Source organism: Muribaculum sp. An289, from assembly GCF_002159555.1.
Taxonomy (GTDB): Bacteria; Bacteroidota; Bacteroidia; order Bacteroidales; family UBA932; genus Merdivivens; species Merdivivens faecigallinarum.
The window spans coordinates 16499-37302 of the sequence record NZ_NFIV01000007.1 but is presented as its reverse complement, the minus strand read 5'-3'; the positions used below and the strand labels follow the sequence as shown (position 1 = coordinate 37302).

The window sequence follows — 20804 nt, the reverse complement described above, 5'->3', positions numbered from 1 at the left end:
CTTAGAGGAAAGATGTTAAGGATTTTTAAAAATTTGATGAGGCATTATCCGGTAGCGGTGCTCTGCACCCTGCTGTTTTCGGTGATATTCATGAAATCGTGCGCCAATACCACCACGCCCCCGTCCGGCGGCGCAAAGGACACGATTCCGCCGGTATTGCTGTATGTCGAACCGCAGAACCTCGCGACAAACGTATCGAGGGACAAGGGTTACGTGAAAATGACCTTCGACGAGTACGTCGTGGTCAAGACCGCCTCCGATATTTTCCTTTCACCTCCGATGGAGAAAAAACCAGTACACAAAATCCGCGGGAAAAGCATCATAGTGTCCTTCGACGGAAAACTCGATTCCAACCGCACCTACGTACTGGACATGGGGCAGTCCGTGGCGGACAACAACGAGGGCAATATCTATCCGGGATTCGTCATAGCCTTCTCCACAGGCAATACAGTGGATTCGATGTATCTGACAGGAACGGTTTCGGACTGCAACACACTCGCCCCTTTCAAAGGTGCCACGGTAGGCCTCTACATCTCGGATGACGATTCGGTAGTTTTCAAGGAACGTCCCGTTGCGGCGGCCAAGGCCGACGATTGGGGCTTCTTCACCATAAGGAACATCAAGGACACATTGTACAGGATGTATGCCTTCAACGACCTGAACAACGACAATGTCTTCAATCCGGAATCGGAAGAAGTGGCTTTCATAGACTCACTCGTAAGGCCGACAAAAGTCGTTGCCGACAATATACTCGAACTTTTCAAACTCGACATGAAGGATACGCTCGCCTGCCTGACGAGGCAGTCGGACTATGAACTTGCAATGTTCAAGGAAGCCACTGCACGGCAATATCTTGTCAATAAGGAAAGGACGGGCGAAAAGACATTCTACATCACATTTTCCGCCCCTTATACCCAGATAGACTCCCTGTGGTTCGAAGGAATCCCGCAGGAAAAGGTAATAACCCAGTTCAACGACATGGAGGACAGCCTGCTTATCTGGATTAACGACGGCTCGAAAGTGCAGCCGGACTCCCTGTGGCTCAACGTAAACTACATGAAAACGGACGATTCCCTGAAAATCCGTGTCCCTACTACGGAAAGGATAGGCATGCACAAGAGCCGCGCAATGATCCAGGATGCGAAAAGATACAAGCGAAGGGACGAGATGAAGGCCGAAGATACTGCTACGGTATACAAGGTGAGCGCAAACGGGGAAACTTTCGACCAGGACGGTTTCATCATAGATTTCACTTTCCCGTTGGTTGAAGCAAAATTCGATTCGCTGCAAATGATACTCATAAATCCGCGGCAGGAAGAAAGCCCGGCAGCCTATACCGTAGTACACGATACCATGGATTTGAGACGGTACCGCATCTACCCGGAACAACCTCTGCAAAAAGGTTACGAATGCCAGCTGAAGATTCCGTACGGGGTGTTTTTCGATATAAACAGGATGCCTAACGACAGTTCCAAGACCAAGGTTTCCCTTCCGACTTCGGAAGACCTGAGTACTCTCTATCTGTCCTTGAAAGAGATGAGCGGGGAATGCCGCTATATCGTCGAACTTATGAACGAAAAGCGCGACAAGGCCATCAGAAGGTATGAAATCAGGACCGATACGACTTTGGTTTTCCCGTACATCAAGGAAGGCATGTATTCGGTCAGGATTACCGAAGACCTTAACAACAACGGAATAGTGGACACAGGGATATTGCTTGAAAAGAAACAGCCCGAGAAGGTGAAATTCCTTGAGCTCAGTGACGGCAATTCGCTGATTACCATACCGCCTGCCATGGAAATTGAGCAGGAAGTCAATATAAAGGAAATGTTCAAATGATCAAAAAACACATCATAGCCATCTGCCTTTTCGCCGCCCTCTGGACCGTTGGGGCGAAGGCACAGGAATTTACGGTAGGTATGACCCCGGGGCTGACCTTCAACGACTCAACCGATGTCATCAAACCTCCCAAACCCGTAGAGAGATGCCACCTGATAGGTGTCAATTACAGTGTAGGCTGGGGAAGCCTGTACACCGTGCCGACAGTGGCGGCAATAAGGGAATTCTCCCCTTTCGGGGTAGGAATAACATATACTTACTTGCAGGACTTGTGGGGAATGTACTCGCTGTTCGGCCTTCAGACGGGGCTCAGGTATTCACGCGAAGGATTTTCGTACGAAGACACCGACCTCAAACCTTACATGACCACCTTTTATGAAGTGGCGGAACTTCCTTTCAACACTTTCCTGCATTATGAAATATTCAAAGGCTATGTCCGCCTGTTCGTCAACGCGGGGGCGTATTTCGGCTACAGGCTGAAAGTCGAGCGGCCTTATCTTGAGACAGAGGACTTCGCCGCCACGGACTGGGAAGAAAGCGACAACAGGTTCGATTACGGGATAAAGGCAGGCGGAGGTATCGCCATAGTGCTTTCGCCGGTGGAAATACATATCGAATGTTCATACAAGCATTCGTTTTCCCCTCTTTTCGACCCGGCGAGGGACAGCCAGTACTACTTCAACTACACATATCCGACACAGATTCTGCTGACGGTCGGCCTCCATTTCCAGTTGGGAAGAAAAATTTTCATCGATGACAGAAGATAAGATAAAATATTTGTCCGTGACCGTGGGAAGCGAGGACAATCCCTCGAAGGTCACTATAGGAAAAGGGAATCCCATCGCCATACAGACGATGTGCAATACGCATACGGCCGATATCCGGGCCTCTGTGGCACAATGCCGCGAGCTGGCGGCTTGCGGGGCACAGCTCATAAGGCTTACCGTTCCGGGAATGAAGGAGGTAGAGGCCCTGGCAGCCATAAAGGAAGAACTGTACTCCGACGGGATAACCGTTCCTTTGGTAGCCGACGTACATTTTTCGGCCGACATAGCCCTGGCAGTCGCCGGAATAGCCGACAAGGTTAGAATCAATCCCGGAAATTTCGCTAAAGACCACAGGACGGCCTGCATGAAGTTTTCGGAACTCATCGATGTCTGCCGTGAAAAGGGTACGGCGATACGCATAGGTCTCAATCACGGCTCGCTCGGTGAAAGGATTACCCGGATGTACGGCAATACGCCCCAGGCCATGAAGGAAGCCGTGATGGAATGGCTGGAAATGTGCATGGACAAGTCTTTTTTCAACACGGTAGTCTCCCTGAAGGCAAGTAACACATTTGTTATGGCCGAAGCATACCGCCTGCTATATGAAGCAATGCGCGAAAGAGGCTATGTTTTCCCCCTGCATCTCGGAGTTACCGAAGCCGGAAACGGGGACAGCGGCCGCATAAAATCTGCCGTCGGGATATCGGCCCTTCTCGAAGAAGGCATAGGCGATACCATAAGGGTTTCCCTGACCGAACCGCCTAAGAACGAACTTTCGGTAGCGGCCTACCTCGCAAGACGTTACAGCAAATCCGTATGCCCGCAATGGGACAAGGCCGTACCAGCCGGAGATGCCGCATGGGAAAACACTATCCTTGACCTGTCATGCACCTACGGACGGAAATTGCTTTACAGGCAGATTGACGACTTCTCGCCTGCCGACGATTATCCCGGCCTGTCCCCGGAGAAAGCCGGGTATCTCAGGGATGAAATCCTCCAGGCCGCAAGGAGAAAGTTCTATAAACCCGAATACATCGCCTGCCCCGGATGCGGCAGGACCATGTACGATCTGGAAAAGACTTTCAACGAAGTGAAAGCCCGTACATCCCATCTTAAAGGAATGCGCATAGCCGTAATGGGCTGCATAGTGAACGGGCCCGGCGAAATGGCCGATGCCGACTGGGGTTATGTGGGCGAAGGCGGCGGCAAGGTCACCATCTATAAAAGCAAGGAACCTGTCCTCAGGCATATCCCGCAGGAAGAAGCCATAGACAGGTTACTTGAATTGATTGATAGCGATATTATTAAATGACGTTCACGTTTTAAACGAAAACGATTATGTCCGTCTCCGGATGGTAGGTATAAGGCACGTATTTCTGCAACTGTGCGGCCACAACGGTGCCTTTTCCCGTCCTGTATATGACTACCTGAAGGGTAGGCGCCGTAGATTTCTTGCAATTTTCGATAGCGGCCATATCTTTGTCCTCCAAAGCTTTCTTCAATGAAAACTCCTCGGTGAGGTCGAAGTATTCGATTCTCTTGTGAAGCCTCGAATTTTCAGGCACATAATAATACTGCTTCGTAAAAGCCGATGAAAGCAGGAGCAGAAGCCCTATGATTGCGGCGACTCCTCCGATGAAGATAAGGCACGAATGGAGGAATCCGTTTTCCAGTGCAGGAATCACGGCCGATGCGACTATGACGGCCACGCCTGCCACCAACATTAATGATGAAAATACTATGCTTTTGCGTTTTAAAACTATCTTGCCTTCCAGCCTTGACGCAAGGCTGCTTTCTATCATATCCATGATTGTAATCGATTTAGAATTGTTGGGTTAATAATTAAAAATTTTTAAAATTTTTCTGATTGCATAATTTTCCTGTATAATACAGGGGCAGTGCCACGTTATTGCATCAGTTGTTGCTGTCCTTGTAAAAGAAGTCGAGCAATTTCTTGCCCTGAGGAATGTCGTGTTCCCCGTTCCTGAACATGTAGATGTCGCCCTGCGGCATGTAATGCCCGTCGATGGACTGGGCGATCTGTGCGCACACCACATTGCTTTTCGGGGCCTTGTACATGATTATCAGGTACTGTTGCGAATGCTTGCGCGGGATTGCGGCGATTGCGCCGAAGTTGCCTTGTGAAAGCATTGAGGACACTTCCGCAAGATTCCTTTCGTCTATGAAAATCTCGCACCTTTCCATCCATTCGTGGGACGGCCTGAAATAAGGTTTCCTGCTGTCGCCGATAAAATAATACGCGACGACCACGATCAGCACGACGATTCCGAAAGCGAGCGCCGAATTGGCGAAGCCTGTGAAACCGGCACCGTCCAACGAAGGGACGAGCAGGGACAGTACGTAAGGCAGAATGCAGACGGCGGCCACTGCCAGCGCAATCCTGTTTTTAGTATGCCTTACTGAAAAATCTTTTGAATATTTATCTAATGATTTGTCGATATTAAATGTTTTTGCCATCATTTTCAGCTGCAATTAAAATAAACGTTTCATGTCTGCGGATGCCGTATGCACACCGCCTTTCCTTCACGGAGGAATGATTCACCCCCGTTTCTGTCACTGTTGCAGCCTGTTAAATGTTGATACGCATCAAGGTAGCGGTCACATAGTCGGACAGATGGCCCGAAACTATACCGCTGCCGATATTCATCGCTATCCTGTACCTGTTGACCTCCGTCCTGCTGTGGAAGGAAGGCCTTGACAGGAAGTCCTGGGTTTTGAATGTATTTTGTTTGGCAGATTGTACATTGTTCTGTCTTGCAGTACAGAGAACGTTTCCCCCGTTCTGCATGGCATCGTTCAGAAACTCCCTCGCCCCGACATGCCTGCCGGCAAAGGCATCATACAATATGCCTTCACAACGGGTGTCCGTACTGATTTGAGGAACATTATCGGTTTCTTGAGCATCATCGGTTTCATGCATGCTTCCCGCCCCTCCGGCCGCATAAGACAACAGCACGGAAAGGGATAAAGAAAGTATGATGATCCACCATTTTTTCATAATGCCCGTTATGTTCCTTTTTTGTTCTTTTTTGTTCTTTTCAGTTTGTGATTTTGCAGATAATGCTGATTTTGCCGATTCTGCAAAAAACAATTTGTGGTTCTGCAAAAAAACGGTGCAAATATACACAGAAGCCAGGAGCAATGCAAATTTATTTGCACTGGTACAGTGACATGTTTCGAGGCATGTTTCGTTATCACTCCACTCAGTCCCGGGAATCAAATTTTCGAGGGGAAAGTGCCACCGATTCGCGGCAAATTGGTGCACTTTCCCTATGGAAACGAAGGAAGAAAAGGCACAATGCGTATACCGTGGGGGAAAGTGCCTCGAATTCCCGGCAAACTGGTTCACTTTCCCGGGAAAAGCAGACCAGGAATGGACTATGAATGCATATAGATAGTGGTAGGCGCAAACTTATCGGGGGAAAGTGCCGTGGATTCTCGGTAAATTGGTTCACTTTCCGGAACAAAGAACGAAAATGGCGGGAAAGTGTACCAAAAACGGGAAAGCAGTTCATATCTTCGGCTGATAAGTGACGTAGCGGGACGGAAGTCCGGGTGCAGGCAATTTTATAACAAGTTGAATATCAGTACACTGAAAACGCAAGTGCACATTTCGAAAGTTTTAAACGGCCGAAATGTGCATCTGTTTTACTAATCATTTGATTATCAATACATTCAAATTTTACTATGCACCGACTGTTCCATAAGTACATGGAAAACCTTTTTATAAATATTTGAGTCAACCTTATTAACTGAGTCAACCTTTTTCAGGGAACTACAAACGGATTGGAACCTGTTTTACATGGAAAACCGGATTGAAGAGAGTATATTAAGAGAGTATATTTTTCCATCATTGAATAAAAAACTTGCAGAAATCATCTGCCATACAAAATTATTCCGTAATTCTGTCCTCGGCGAGCATAGTTATTATTGTTTTAATCCATAGTAATCCAGCATTATAAAGTTATAATGACTTACGTTAATTAATAATAAAACATCGATTTATGAAATCCCAGCTATTCCCCGTTTTGGGCATTTTGACCCTTCTGGTTTTATTCTCCTGTGAAAAAGGCAAAACTACAGATCCGGAAGCAGGAAAAACCGTATCTTCGGTGACATACACATCGGCGACCTCGGATTATAAGAATGAACTTTCATTCGAGTACGATACGCAAGGACGTATAGTAAAAATAATCCTGGGGCTACCTTCTCAGACTGTTACGACCAGTGTCGAATATGACAATGGCAAAGTAACGGAAAGAACCGTATCATCCATGGACGACAGTGACTTTTATACAGAATCCGTCTATACCATGGATAACAACGGAAGAGCAGTTTCTTGCGATATCACGACCGTCGATGATATTTCCGGCGAAGATATGGCAATCGGTTCCATAGACTTCAGTTATGATGGAGAAAACCATCTGACAAAGATAGCAGTGCCGACAGCGATTTCGGTACAGTAGATACTTTCATCACTTGGAATGACGGCAATATTACATTGATGGAGAGCAATCTTATGGATGAAGTCATGTCGGTATCTTCACGGACCTACGGGCAAATACCCAATGATGCGAACATAGACCTTTCATCTGTCATTACATCCTCCAATCCTGCCGATCAAAGCTATTTCATGCTATTGGGGATTGTAGGTGAACGTAATGCAGATTTGACAGAATCTGAAGACATAGACGGGACGACCTATATTTACAGTTACAGTTTTGATGACTCGGAACGGGTAGTCAAAGCGGAAATCCGCAGAGACACTTTACTGGAGGCCACATACGAAATAAAGTATGCCGAATAGGAAGCCTAAACAGTTTCTAAGGTGGCAGACAGCCATTGAAGCAATTTTAATATTGAAAAAATTTTAATATACTATCAAATCCGAAGCGTGGCAATTGCCCGAAGCGTGAAATCGGAAGCGTGGCTGGGAGCAGAAACTCCCGAGCCACGCTTCTTTTCTCAATACTCATCCCACGATTTGATTTCTATCTTATCCAACGGCAGCTCGCAGAAGGCCCGGATGAAGGCCGTGGCCAAGCGGGCATTCGTTATCAGCGGGATGTTAAGGTCGGTAGCAGCACGGCGGATAAGGTACCCGTTGCTTATCTCGGCACGCGAGAAGTTCTTGGTAATATTGATTACCAAATCTATTTTCCTGTGCTGGAGCATGTCGAGAGCACTTTCGAGGCCTTTTGCCTCTTCGGACGGATGTTCGGCCTCTGACGGCCAAAGCACCCTCACGGACTCTATCCCGTTTTCCGAAAGGTACTTGTGGGTGCCTCCCGTGGCATAAATCCTATACCCGTGCTTTACCAACAGCTCTGTGGCATTGAGCATTTCGGCCTTTTGCCTGGCATCGCCGGAAGAAATAAGGATATTTTTCTTCGGAATATCGTAACCTACGGAAAGTATGGACTTTATAAGAGCCTCATCGAAGGTGTCGCCTATGCAGCCTACCTCTCCGGTGGAAGCCATGTCCACACCGAGCACCGGGTCCGCCTGCTGGAGCCTCGAGAACGAGAACTGCGAAGCCTTTACACCGACATAATCCAGGTCGAAGGCGCTTTTGTGCGGAGCACGAGGCCTCTCTCCCATCATCACCTTTGTCGCAAGCTCAATGAGGTTTATCTTCAGGACTTTCGACACGAAAGGAAAACTTCTCGACGCACGGAGATTGCATTCTATGACCTTGATTTGGTTGTTCTTGGCAAGGAACTGGATATTGAAAGGCCCCGATATGTGAAGGGCGCCGGCAATTTTCTTGGCTATCTTCTTGATTCTGCGCACGGTTTCCACATAAAGCTTCTGTGGCGGGAACTGGATTGTCGCATCGCCGGAGTGGACACCCGCAAACTCCACATGTTCGGAAATGGCGTAGGCCAGCACCTCTCCCCCGTCCGCAACGGCATCGAATTCGATTTCCTTTGCGCCCTGGATAAACTCGCTAATCACGACAGGGTGTTTTTTCGACACCTGGGCCGCGAGTTTCAGGAAATCTTCGAGGTCGGAACGGTTATAGCAGACATTCATTGCCGCCCCCGAAAGCACGTAGGAAGGCCTGACAAGCACCGGGAAACCGACTTCTTCAACGAATCTGTCCACATCTTCGAAAGTGGTAAGTTCCTTCCATTTAGGCTGGTCTATGCCGAGCTCGTCGACTATCGAGGAAAATTTGTTCCTGTCTTCGGCCCGGTCTATGTCTTCCGCCGAAGTTCCGAGAATCGGCACACCGTTCCTGTCAAGCTTGAGGGCCAGGTTGTTAGGTATCTGACCGCCTACAGAAACAACCACTCCGTGAGGGTTTTCGAGGTCGTATATGTCCATCACCCTCTCGAAAGTGAGCTCGTCGAAATACAGCCTGTCGCACATATCGTAATCCGTGGATACCGTCTCGGGATTGTAGTTTATCATCACGCCGCGCCAGCCGAGATTCCGGATGGTCTGGAGCGCATTCACGCTGCACCAGTCGAATTCGACCGAACTGCCTATGCGGTATGCCCCCGACCCCAATACGATTACCGACCGGCGGTCGTTGCCGTAATCCACATCGTTGAAGGAACCATTATATGTAAGGTATAGATAATTGGTCTGTGCCGGGAATTCCGCGGCAAGCGTATCTATCTGTTTCACGCATGGCACGATGCCGAGCGACTTGCGGTATTTTCTGACAATCGCCGAAGCCTCGTCCATATCGAAACGGTCGTCGAAAAGGAGACGCCCTATCTGGAAATCGGAAAATCCCTGTTTTTTCGCGTCAAGAAGCAATTCCCGGGAGCAAATGTCGGAAGAACCCGTTATTTCCTTTGTGCCTTCATCTAACCGCCGCCCTTCTTCCCGGAGGAGTTTTCCTGTCTTCACGATATTTTCGAGCTTGTCGAGGAACCACTTGTCGATTTTCGTGAGTTCATGAATCCTGTCCACGGTATAGCCGGCATTCATCGCCTTGGATATTACGAAAATACGGTTGTCCATCGGTTCTTTGAGGGCTTCCTCGATATCCGGAACGGTAAATTCCTTGTTGGCAACGAAACCGTGGGCTCCCTGGCCTATCATACGGAGGCCTTTCTGTATCGCCTCTTCGAAACTGCGCCCTATGGCCATTACCTCTCCCACGCTTTTCATGCTGCTGCCGATTTTCCTCGAAACGCCGTGGAACTTCGAAAGATCCCAGCGCGGAATTTTGCAGACGATATAATCGAGGGCCGGCTCGAAAAACGCCGGAGTCGTTTTCGTTACCGAATTTTTCAAATCGAAAAGTCCGTATCCGAGACCGAGCTTGGCGGCCACGAAGGCAAGAGGATAGCCCGTCGCCTTGGATGCAAGGGCGGATGAACGGCTCAGGCGGGCATTGACTTCTATGACCCTGTAGTCTGTCGAAGCGGGGTCGAAGGCATACTGTACGTTGCACTCGCCTACGATTCCGATATGGCGCACAATCCTGATTGCAAGCTCGCGGAGCATGTGATACTCCTCGTTGGTCAGTGTCTGCGAAGGCGCTACGACTATGCTCTCTCCCGTATGAATTCCGAGAGGGTCGAAATTCTCCATGTTGCAGACCGTAATGCAGTTGTCGTAGCGGTCGCGCACCACTTCGTATTCGATTTCCTTCCAGCCTTTAAGGGATTTTTCAACAAGGACCTGCGGCGAGAACGAAAAGGCCTTTTCCGCTAAGGCGAGAAGCTCTTCCCTGTTGTCGCAAAAACCGCTTCCGAGGCCCCCGAGGGCGTAGGCTGCCCGGAGAATCACAGGATAGCCGAGCTCTTCGGCGGCTGCAACAGCACTTGCCGTGTCTTCCGTAGCTATGCTTTTTATCGTCTTTACGCCTATCTGGTCCAGTTTTTCCACGAAAAGTTCCCTGTCTTCCGTGTCGATGATTGCCTGAACCGGGGTTCCGAGCACTTTCAGAGAGTATTTTTCAAATATCCCCGCCTTGTACAGTTTCACTCCGCAATTCAATGCCGTCTGGCCTCCGAACGCCAGCAGGATTCCCTGCGGTCTCTCCTTGGCTATCACCTTTTCCACGAAGAACGGCGTTACCGGGAGAAAATATATCTTGTCGGCTATGCCTTCCGATGTCTGGACAGTCGCGATATTCGGGTTTATGAGCACTGTTTCGATGCCTTCTTCCCTCAGTGCCTTGAGCGCCTGCGAACCGGAATAATCGAACTCCCCGGCTTCTCCGATTTTCAATGCTCCGGAGCCGAGCACTATTACTTTCCTGATACTCTTGTCTATTCCGCTTTCCATAGCATTCCGGTTTTAAAGCAAACTTATAAATTCATCGAAAAGAAATTCCGTGTCGGTAGGGCCGCTCGATGCTTCGGGGTGGAACTGTGCCGAGAAGAAAGGTTTGGTCCTGTGCCTTATGCCTTCGTTAGTGCCGTCGTTCATATTTGTGAACAGCGGTTCCCAATCCTTGCCGAGCGAACTGTCATCCACGGCAAAACCATGGTTCTGCGATGTTATGAAGCACCTTTCCGTTCCGGCCATCCTGACAGGCTGGTTGTGGCTGCGGTGCCCGTACTTCAGCTTGAAGGTAGAGGCGCCGGCTGCCCTGGACAGAAGCTGGTTGCCCATGCAGATGCCGAAGATCGGCTTTCCCTTTTCCATTGCCTTGCGGATATGCTCCACAGTCTTTTCGCAGAACTCCGGATTGCCCGGCCCGTTGGAGATGAACAGCCCGTCGTATTCCAAGGTGTTGAAATCATAGTCCCACGGCACTCTTATTATCTCCACGTCCCTTCTGATGAGGCAACGCAGGATGTTGTGCTTGACACCGCAATCTACAAGGACCACTTTCTTGTTTCCGTTCCCGTAACGGATAACTTTCCTGCACGAAACAAGGGCCACCTGGTTTTCCTTGTTCGGGTCATATAAAGGAAAATGCGGTTTCTCCCCTTCCGGAAGGATTGTCCCGAGCATGGAACCGTTGTCGCGCAACATTTTCGTGAGTTCCCTCGTATCGATTCCGTAAATCCCCGGGATTTTTTCTTCCTTCAGCCAGTTGTCAAGGCTTTCAGCCGCGTTCCAATGGCTGTAATTGAACGAGTAATCCGATATGACCAGACCGCGCACATGTATGTGCTCCGATTCGAAATACCTTGAAATCCCGTTCTCCACAGTCTTTTCCGGAACGCCGTAATTGCCTATGAGCGGATAGGTCACACAAAGTATCTGGCCGCTGTAGGACGGGTCTGTAAGGCTTTCGGGGTAACCGACCATCGCCGTGGAAAATACGACTTCTCCATCGGCAACGCCATCGTATCCGAACATATAACCTTTAAATTCAGTCCCGTTTTCAAGATAAAGGGTAGCCGCCTTTCTGTCCATTTTAACAAAATTTTAATATCGCCGCGAAATTAGTCAATCCGCAGGTTTTATTCAAAAAAATTTGCTTCTTGCCAGGATGGTCCGCAAAAAATATGGTGCCGGGACGAAACAAATCTCACGGACATGTGAAGATTCCCCTGTGAGATTTGGGATTACCTGAACCGTGGTGTGTGTCTCCTATTCATGGAGCGGCAGTTGCTTTTTATAATGAATTTTTAACTTTTTTATTACATTTTCTTAATTTTTCACTTAAAACATTTGTAATTTTAAAATAAAAAATATAATTTCGTCCCCATAATAATTCATGAAACGCACACAAGTATAACTAAACTTAATTTTTATTATCATGAAACGTTTTACTTTTATTGTTGCAGCTGTTTTTGCGGTATTCGGCATGTTCAGCTGTACGGAAAAACTTCCGAATCCTGTGTTTAGCTCTACAACCGAAGGAGATATCCTTGCGGCTGCTGAGGGTGGCGAATATTCGCTTACCTATTCTATTGAAAATCCGGCAGAAAACGGTGAAGTAGCGGCTACGGCCGATGTAGATTGGATAGATAGCTGGAACTACGATACGGACGGCAAGGTTTCATTTAACGTCCAGGCCAATGAAACCGAGGAAAATCGTCCTGCCGTAATAACCGTCACTTATTCTTACAGCGGAGGTTCACCTCAGTCGTTTACAGTAAATGTGCTTCAGGCTGCCAAAGGCACCGAGCCTCCTGTTCCGGGAGCCCCTGAACTCACTCTGACAAGCGAAGGCGAGATTTCAGCAGAAGCTGCCGGCGGTGACTTCGAAATCACCTACACTCTCGATAACCCGGTTGAAGGCGTAAATCTGAAAGCCGAGCACGAAAGCTGGATTACCACTACAATCAATGACGGGAACATAGCTGTCAAGGTAGACCCGAACGCCGATACTGCCGAGCGTAACGGAACCATCACGGTTACCTACCCTTACCAGGAAGAAAACAATCCTTCATTCACGGTGACTGTAAACCAGAAAGGCACACAAGGCGGTGAAACTGAAACTCCGTTCACGATTGAAGTGCCTGCTGACGAGGTCGGCGCAACCAGCGCAAGGGTCATAGCTACTTGCAGTGATGCTTCTCTCTACTGGACTTCACAGATAATGACCCAGAGCGAGTTTGACACATACGTGGGCGATATCGCCAATATGGAGAACTATCTGATGCAATTGCTCCAGAATACTGCCGACTATTATGGCTACGGCAGCATACAGGAAATGTTGCCTGACTTCCTTTACCCGGGAACTTATACGGATGACTATGTTTACAGCGGATTAGATTCCCAGACAAAACACCTCACATATTCCGTAGGTATGGATATGGATGCGACTCTGACCACCGATTTCTATTTCGGACCTGAGTTCACTACCCTGGAACCGCAGCTGTCAGACCTGACTATCGAAATCGTTCCTACTCCGCAGACTACGTCCGTATTATTGGATCTCTATCCTTCCGACCAGGAAGAATATTATTTCGCGACTGTAATCGATGATTCATTCTATACAGCCGGATATACCGATGAGGATATCATGAATGAAATCCTTTCAACTTACGGTTTCTTCCTGGCTTATTACGCATTGCAAGGAGATATGGTGGATTACCAGATATCGGGCATGCTACCTCAGACCAAATATTATGCAATAGCATTCGGAGTGGATGTTAACTCAGCTACTTTCACCACTGAAATGTTCACCGAACCTTTCACTACCCTGGAAAGCCAGCCTACCGATGCATACGTAACGGCAAGCATGGACAACTACTGGGACATAAACGATTTGGCGGAATACAATCCTGATTATGGCGGACTCCTTCAGGATCCGACCAACCCTGTCCTTGCGGCAGTAGACTTCGAATATAACGAAACGGCTACACAGTGCACATACATCCTTTGGATTGGAGACCAGACTGCTTCTCCTGAAGATGAGATTTACTCGGCAACCCTCGAGCAGGGAGACATTGCAGCCGCTGGTGACGCAGCTCCTCTCTTCTACGTGGCATTCGACGGCGATCCGACTACCCTTTGCGTAATCGGTATGGATGCAAACGGCAACTTTGGAGACATGTACATGGAAGTCATAACCTTCTCTGAAAGCGGCAAGTCTACCGACTATGCATTGTTCGATGACTACTACAACGCACTCATGGCATACTCTGTGAAATCTTCTGCACCGGCTATCATGAAACCGCAGACTTTCATCGCGAAAGAAATGCCTACGGTTATAAAGGCAAAAGCGGAAAAGAAAATTTCCAAAGTCGTTTCCATGAAATAACAAGGTTTCTGATGCCGGAAAGGCAATAAAAACCATATTGAGGGCGGCCATTGCGGTCCGCCCTCTTTTTTTTTGCCGGTTTTTATCCGCAAAAAACGGAATTATCGCGATTTTTTAATAACTTGCCGCGTTTTTAATTTATTGACATGAGAGCTTACAATTATCTTTTGGCCGCGGCAGCAATGGGCGCAGCGGCATTGTTTTCAAGTTGTACGCCGGACGAGAAGCCGGACGACGGGCAGGATCCGGTATTTTCATCCGCTACCGAAGGCACAGTCGAGGCTTCGGCCGAAGGCGACACGTGCATCATAGCATACGTTCTGGAAAATCCTGACGAGAACGGCGGCGTAGAGGCAACATCGGATGCGGTGGAGGCAGACGGTACGGAATGGATTTTCGGCTACGACTATTCCGTTGACGGGGAAATTTCATTCGAAGTCGCCGCAAATGAAGCGGAAGAGAGCCGGGAAGCCACGGTAACCGTCACCTACAATTATCCCGAGGGGGAAGAACAGTCGTTTTCAGTGAAGGTAGTACAGGCTGGAATGCCGGCGGAAACGATGCCCGATGACGAACCTTACGTGTTGGGACATGTCAATCATTACTGGTCGGTATTCGACTTAGTAGAACACAATCCGGACTATAGCGGCAGCCTGCTCAGGGACAGCGTGCAGACAATGGTGGCCGCTGTGGAAATCGAATACAACGAACTGGCCGAATCCTGCGCCTACTGTCTTTGGCAAGGGGATTTTTCCGAAATGAGCTATGACGACCTTTACCTCAGCACGAAAAACGCCGCCCAGATGGCCTACAAAGGCGACAATCCGGCGACCCTCATCTTCGTGACCCCAGGAGCTACGAGCACTCTCTGCTCCATAGCGGTGGACGCCGAAGGCAATTACGGAAAAATGGATATCGAATACGTAACTTATACCGAGGAAGGGAAATCCATGGACTTCGAGTTGTACGATGAATTTTATCAGACACTTATAAGCCGATAAAAACATGCAGCAGGAAAATATCATGAAAAGATTCCGTCGGGTTCCGCCTGAAGGCTACACATGCTCCATAGCATATATTCTGGAAAAATCCTGACGAGGACGGCAAGGAGGGGATTTTCGACTATGCCACGGGAAAATAGCGAAACGATACACATAAGGAAATGCACTGCCGACGAGGCGGGCCTGCTGATGCCCCGCCTCATCGGCATTTTCGATGCAGCAAGGGTGTATATGAGGAAGAACGGCAATATGACACAGTGGACAGGCGGTTATCCCTCGGAAAAGGTGATAATGGAGGATATACTGGCAGGACATTTTCATCTGGTATGCCGCGGCCCGGACGGGGAGGTGGCCGGATGTTTTTGCTTCAGACCCTCGCCCGAACCGAATTATTCAGTAATTGAAGGCGGACAATGGCTCGATGACGGGCCTTATTGGGTAGTCCACCGTCTCGCTTCGGACGGAAGTCTAAGGAATGTGGGGGAAACCGTTCTCGGCTGGTGTATGGAGAGGTGCGGAAATCTCAGGGTTGACACGCATGCAGACAATGCCACCATGCTTTCGCTTCTCGAAAGGCTCGGTTTCGAGCGCTGCGGAACGATATATGTCGAAGACGGGACTCCGAGGACGGCATTCCAGAAAGTCCTGCGGTGATTTTCATAAAATGCTCCGGACTATTGCGTAATCCGATATTTTTTCTATTTTTGCACTGACACGTAAATTTTAATAGATTATCCTAATTCTACGAGATATGTCTAAGATTTTTACTATCGTCAGGAATATTATAGCGGACCATGCCGGGATTTCCCCTGAATCATTGGAGCCGAGCACCCAGTTGGAGGCCATAGGCCTGGACGGCATGGACATCAGCGAGGTTTTTATGTCGATTGAAGACGAATTCGATGTCGAGATATCGGACGAAGAATATAATGATATCCGTACAATTAACGATATCGAGGAACTGATAAGGAAAAAGAGGTAAGAAAATGTTTGGAAAATTTTTGTTGCGCATTGCCTTGGCCGCAGTGCCTTTTGCAGTCGCGGTTTCATGCGACGGAAGCGGAAACGAGCCGGTAGTCAATCCGGAGATAACAATTTCGGGAAACGGGACCTTAGAGGTTTCCTCCCAGGGAGAAACGGTAACGTTGGACTTCTCAGTTGACAATCCCGTTGAAGGCGGAACTGTCGATTGCAAGACCGGGGCAGAATGGATAAGATGTGTCTCAATTGACCCGAATGCCGGTGAAACGGTGATTAAAATCGATGAAAATATGTATGATACGGAACGCAGGGCCGATGTGGTCCTTTCCTATCTTTACGATAATGCGGGGAACAGTGGAGCTGTCGCCGATACGGTCTCTGTATTGCAGCGCGGTGTCGAAGTCCCTTATGACCGTATTTTCGAGGCTACCTATTTTTCCGGAGAATATTTCGGGGACATGTACGGAAATGACGGGGAGACTAATTATGCCATAATTTTCTCGGATGCGCCGGGCAGCGGGCAGAATCTTAGCGCCGGCGGCACCTATTACCAGCTGGACATATTTTCATCCGAACCTTCCGACCTCGGGAACATCCTGCTTCCGGAGGGTGAATACAGGCTCGGCCCTGCCGGAGAGACCGAGGAAATGACCTTTACTTCGGACTATTCGTACTGGTTCAAGGTGAACGGGGACGGTTCCGGCTACGAAATCCCTTACAGGTATTTTACCGAAGGTGTCCTGAAAGTAAGCTATGAGGACGGGACAGCCGTCTATAATGCGGAACTTGTGGATGATGCCGGAGAAAGGCACAAACTAATGTATTCCGGCGAGGGACTGATTTCAAACGGCCTGATTGAATCGTCACTGGAAGGCGATGTGGATGTGGACTGCTCGGAAATGGGTGTCAGTGCGATATATTACGGGGATTTTTATTTTACCAATACATCCGACTGGTTCATTATCATGGCCTCGCCTTCGGGTGAGGTATTGCAGCTCGATATCTGCACTTCTCCATCCAATACTTTCGAAGACGGGCTGCCTGCCGGCAGATTTGTCGCTTCTTCGGAAGAATATGCCGGATATGAAGGCGAATTTGTAAGGGGTTACATAGAAGGGATGTACTCAGCAAGCTGGTATTACAATGAGGACCAGGCAGGCAATATCATCGGGCCGCTCGCTCCGCTAAGGACCGGAGAAATCATTATAAGCATTAACAGCGACGGGTCCTACACGATAAATGTGGCCTGCGGGGATGATGATACTCCTGCAAACATGATTACCGCCGAATGGACGGGCTTCCCGGAATTCATCGACGAGTCTTTCATGTACGGTTCAGGGATGCGGAATACAAGCCGTCGATGATGCCGTCCGACAGCCCTATCATAGGTATATAGATGTATCCGGCCGCCACAGTTTCCGCTATCGTGAGGAAAATCCTGGCGGCCGGCACTATTACATCTGCCCTGTCCGGCTTGAGGTCATAGCGTTCAATCCTCTCTTCGACCGTAAGGGATGCCAATGATTCATGGATTTTCCTGAGCGAAGTCACGCTCATCCCGGTGGATTCAAGCCCTCTTTCCCCGGAAAGCTTGTACAGTTTGTTGATGTTCCCGCCGGAGCCGATAAGGTCTATTCCGGGATATGCCGGGACGAGCCCTTTCAAGTCGCTGCCGAGTCTCTCCCACTCGCTGTCACAGACCGAGCCGTTGAGCATTCTGACCGTACCGATATTGTATGAGGCTGAAAAAATCAGTCGTCCCTCGCTTATCAGGTTGGTTTCCGTACTTCCTCCTCCGACATCCACATAAAGAAGGTTTCCGTTCAGGCCGTTGTTCTTTTCGATATGGTTGCCGTAAATGATTGCGGCCTCCTCCTTTCCGTCTATGATGTCTATGCTTATCCCTGTGGCCTTGTATATGCTTTCTATGATTTCCCTGCCGTTCGCGGCATCGCGCATGGCAGAAGTGGCACAGGCGCGGTAAACGTCGACATGATATATCTTCATGAGTTGCCTGAACGCCTTCATCAGTCTCACCATGTCTTTCTTCTTTTCATCGGAGATATAGCCTTTTGAGAATACATCGAAACCGAGCCTGAGCGGAACCCTGACGAGCTGGACCTTCGTAAGGACCTTGCTTTCAGGATTTTCAAGCTGCTTGATCAGAAGCCTTACGGCATTGGAGCCTATGTCTATCGCCGCAAATGTTATATTTTTTGATTTAGATGCCATTGTCGTTTTCCAATAATTTATTACGCCTGTAACCTTTAGCCATTGCAGTTATTGGTGCTGCTGCAAGCATTGATGTTATTGCAGCCATTGGTGCCAGTGCAGCTGGTGGTGATGCCACTATCGGGAGCGGTGTCCCCACCGCCGTTTGCGGATTTGTAGTATTCGTAAAGTTCGGTCTGGGAACCATGGGGAAGTGGGTCGCTGCACGTCCACGGGCCGTTTCCGCCGCTGCCGTCGACGAGGCGCCCCTGTACGGTATCCCTTAGCGCATATTCCACTATTCTTATCATTTCACGCTTGATTTCAGGGTCATATACCGGAGCTGCGACTTCAATCCTGTTGTCAAGATTGCGTGGCATCCAGTCGGCAGAGCCGATAAATACCTTTTCTTCGCCTCCTGCCGCGAAGACATAAATACGCGAATGCTCCAGATAACGGTCTATGATTCCGTTAAGGCGTATGTCGCAATATTTGCGGAGCTTGGACGTAACCACGGAACAGTTTCCCCTGACGGAAACACGCACCTCTACCCCGTTTTCCGCGGCCTCGTATAGTTTTCCTACCATCACCGTATCCGTCAAATGATTGATTTTGACATGGATGTAGGCCGGTTTTCCTGCGGCCTTGTTGCGTATTTCATCGTTGACGAGGCGCATGAAACGGTTTTTCATTTCATTCGGGGAAACGAGCAATTCCTTGAAATGTACCGGAATGTACGGCTTCTCGATGAATTCGAAGAGTTTTTCCGCATCGCTTACTATGGATTTTGCCGCGGTCATAAGGATACAGTCCGTATATGACGAAGCGTTGCCTTCGTGAAAATTGCCCGTACTGATGCAGGCTATGTCCTTCCCGCGTTTCATTCCGATATGTACGACCTTGGAGTGGACCTTCAGGCCTTCGAGGCCGTAAATCACCTTGACACCGGCATCCTGGAGCTTCTGGGACCACTGGATGTTGGATTCTTCGTCGAAACGGGCAAGCAGTTCGATGACTACGGTGACTTTCTTTCCGTTACGGGCCGCCCCTACCAGCGCACGCACCACTTTTGAATCCTTGGCGAGCCTGTAAAGCGTTATCTTGATGCTTCGGACGTTCTTGTCCACGGCCGCCTCCCGCAAAACCCTTATGAATGAGTTGAAACTGTGATACGGCACATGGAGGAAACGGTCACGCCTGCTTATTTTTTCGAGTATGCTCTCCGGCCCCATCAAATCCGATTTAGCTATCGGAGGCATCGGGCCGTACTTCAGATCTTTGCGCCCGCAGTCCGGAAAACGGATGAAGTCCTTATGGTTCTGGTAATGTCCGCTTTTCGAAACGGTATCGGTCTTTCCTATATCGAGGCGGTTCATTATGCGTTTCAGCAGATCGGATGGCATGTCTTTGTCGTAAACGACACGGAGCGGCTCACCTTTCTTCCTATCTTTCAGACCTTTGGATATTTTCTGAAGGATTCCGTTGCGGCCATCGTTGTCTATCTCCATTTCGGCGTCGCGGGTAAATTTGAATGTGTATCCTTCAAAATTTTCGTATTCTGTGCCTTCGAAAATTTTCGGAAGCGAGCATCGCACAATGTCGTCTATGAACATTATATAGCTTTTGCCCTCTTTGTCCGGAAGCCTGACGAAACGGCCGCAGCTCTGAACCGGAAGCTCGAAATAGGCATATTCGTAGTTTGTCTTGCCGTTTTTGTTTATGTATGAAGCCTTTACGGCCATGTATATGCTTTCGTCCGTTTCATGGTCGAGGTATTCTATGGCGGAAAACCTTATCGGCACAATCAGGCCGTCGATTTTGTCCCTGTAATATTGGTGTATGAACTCCAGTTGCTCCGCATCCGCTTCCCTGTCGGAGATGAGCATTATGCCTTCCTGTCTGAGAGCCATGAAAATCCGGCTGAATTCGTTCTCGAAATCAGATACATACACATCGTTAATCCGGTTGATGGTGCGGACGGTCCTGGCTGCAAGATGCGCTTCCTTCGCTCCGCTTTTTTCATCGTACTCCGCTATCCTGTTGAGAGATGCGACCCTGACACGGAAAAATTCGTCGAGATTGTTGGAATATATGCCTAAAAATGACACGCGTTCCAATAGCGGGACGTTGTCTTTAGATGCTTCCTGGAGCACTCTCCTGTTGAAATACATCCAACTTATGTCTCTTTCCAGATAAGGGTGCGAAACGTTTTTCTTAACCATGGTTCTTCGGTGCTGATTGTTATACAAATCCCGGATACGGACGGACACTCCTGCCGCCGGTATCCGCATCCGGCTCTATTTTATTGCAAATAAGGCAAATTTTTGTTTCATAATTATTACAAATGGT

General features: G+C 48.8%; 17 protein-coding genes. 10 read left to right on the top strand and 7 right to left on the bottom strand.

What is annotated here, in order from left to right; genetic code table 11:
• The first annotated feature begins 36 nt into the window (after positions 1-36).
• From B5F83_RS07035 to ispG, 3 genes are read left to right on the top strand one after another with little or no spacing between them, the layout of a single operon-like run.
• Complete coding sequence (locus B5F83_RS07035) at positions 37-1839, top strand: Ig-like domain-containing domain (protein ID WP_158094177.1); 1803 nt, start codon at positions 37-39, stop codon at positions 1837-1839.
• Positions 1836-2606 (top strand): outer membrane beta-barrel protein, encoded by a 771-nt coding sequence (locus tag B5F83_RS07030; RefSeq protein ID WP_087278501.1) that lies wholly within the window; start codon positions 1836-1838, stop codon positions 2604-2606. Before B5F83_RS07035 ends, B5F83_RS07030 begins: the two co-directional genes overlap by 4 nt.
• Positions 2593-3918 (top strand): (E)-4-hydroxy-3-methylbut-2-enyl-diphosphate synthase, encoded by a 1326-nt coding sequence (gene ispG, locus B5F83_RS07025; RefSeq protein WP_087278498.1) that lies wholly within the window; start codon positions 2593-2595, stop codon positions 3916-3918. The genes B5F83_RS07030 and ispG overlap by 14 nt, the downstream gene beginning before the upstream one ends.
• 10 nt (positions 3919-3928) lie before the next feature.
• Here the strand turns inward: ispG and B5F83_RS07020 are convergent, their stop codons facing one another.
• From B5F83_RS07020 to B5F83_RS07010, 3 genes are all read right to left on the bottom strand, one after another.
• Positions 3929-4414 (bottom strand): hypothetical protein, encoded by a 486-nt coding sequence (locus B5F83_RS07020; protein WP_087278495.1) that lies wholly within the window; start codon positions 4412-4414, stop codon positions 3929-3931.
• A 106-nt stretch (positions 4415-4520) separates the two neighbouring features.
• Positions 4521-5084 (bottom strand): hypothetical protein, encoded by a 564-nt coding sequence (locus B5F83_RS07015; protein WP_143822561.1) that lies wholly within the window; start codon positions 5082-5084, stop codon positions 4521-4523.
• A 112-nt stretch (positions 5085-5196) separates the two neighbouring features.
• Positions 5197-5625 (bottom strand): hypothetical protein, encoded by a 429-nt coding sequence (locus B5F83_RS07010; protein WP_143822490.1) that lies wholly within the window; start codon positions 5623-5625, stop codon positions 5197-5199.
• A gap of 1006 nt (positions 5626-6631) precedes the next feature.
• On the opposite strand from B5F83_RS07010, the gene B5F83_RS07005 reads away from it, so the two are divergent.
• Together B5F83_RS07005 and B5F83_RS07000 are read left to right on the top strand one after the other, a co-directional pair.
• Positions 6632-7093, top strand: coding sequence for a DUF4595 domain-containing protein (locus tag B5F83_RS07005; RefSeq protein WP_087278484.1), 462 nt, complete (start codon positions 6632-6634; stop codon positions 7091-7093).
• 38 nt (positions 7094-7131) lie between these two features.
• Positions 7132-7434, top strand: coding sequence for a hypothetical protein (locus B5F83_RS07000; RefSeq protein ID WP_087278481.1), 303 nt, complete (start codon positions 7132-7134; stop codon positions 7432-7434).
• 158 nt (positions 7435-7592) lie between these two features.
• On the opposite strand, the gene carB is transcribed toward B5F83_RS07000, so the two are convergent.
• A complete protein-coding gene (gene carB, locus B5F83_RS06995) occupies positions 7593-10880 on the bottom strand; it encodes a carbamoyl-phosphate synthase (glutamine-hydrolyzing) large subunit (RefSeq protein WP_162607158.1) in 3288 nt (1095 codons plus the stop codon).
• Positions 10881-10892: 12 nt separating this feature from the next.
• Positions 10893-11963, bottom strand: a complete 1071-nt coding sequence (carA, locus tag B5F83_RS06990; RefSeq protein WP_087278479.1) for a glutamine-hydrolyzing carbamoyl-phosphate synthase small subunit — start codon at positions 11961-11963, stop codon at positions 10893-10895.
• Positions 11964-12309: 346 nt separating this feature from the next.
• Here carA and B5F83_RS06985 point away from each other — a divergent pair, with 346 nt between their 5' ends.
• The 5 genes from B5F83_RS06985 (at position 12310) to B5F83_RS06965 (ending at position 17608) form a co-directional block, all read left to right on the top strand.
• On the top strand, positions 12310-14262 hold the full coding sequence (locus tag B5F83_RS06985) for a BACON domain-containing carbohydrate-binding protein (protein ID WP_087278476.1): 1953 nt from the start codon (positions 12310-12312) through the stop codon (positions 14260-14262).
• A 146-nt stretch (positions 14263-14408) separates the two neighbouring features.
• Positions 14409-15263, top strand: coding sequence for a BACON domain-containing carbohydrate-binding protein (locus tag B5F83_RS06980; protein WP_087278473.1), 855 nt, complete (start codon positions 14409-14411; stop codon positions 15261-15263).
• Positions 15264-15323: 60 nt separating this feature from the next.
• Entirely contained in the window at positions 15324-15917 is a 594-nt protein-coding gene (locus B5F83_RS06975) for a GNAT family N-acetyltransferase (RefSeq protein ID WP_239383839.1), read from the top strand.
• 97 nt (positions 15918-16014) lie between these two features.
• Positions 16015-16245, top strand: a complete 231-nt coding sequence (locus tag B5F83_RS06970; RefSeq protein WP_087278470.1) for a phosphopantetheine-binding protein — start codon at positions 16015-16017, stop codon at positions 16243-16245.
• Between the two features lie 4 nt (positions 16246-16249).
• A complete protein-coding gene (locus B5F83_RS06965; protein ID WP_143822489.1) occupies positions 16250-17608 on the top strand; it encodes a BACON domain-containing protein in 1359 nt (452 codons plus the stop codon).
• Here B5F83_RS06965 and B5F83_RS06960 read toward each other — a convergent pair.
• Entirely contained in the window at positions 17568-18476 is a 909-nt protein-coding gene (locus B5F83_RS06960; RefSeq protein ID WP_087278464.1) for an exopolyphosphatase, read from the bottom strand. The genes B5F83_RS06965 and B5F83_RS06960 overlap by 41 nt on opposite strands.
• 35 nt (positions 18477-18511) lie before the next feature.
• Positions 18512-20677: an RNA degradosome polyphosphate kinase gene (locus B5F83_RS06955; protein ID WP_087278461.1), complete on the bottom strand. Its 2166-nt coding sequence runs from the start codon at positions 20675-20677 to the stop codon at positions 18512-18514.
• Between the last annotated feature and the right edge of the window lie 127 nt (positions 20678-20804).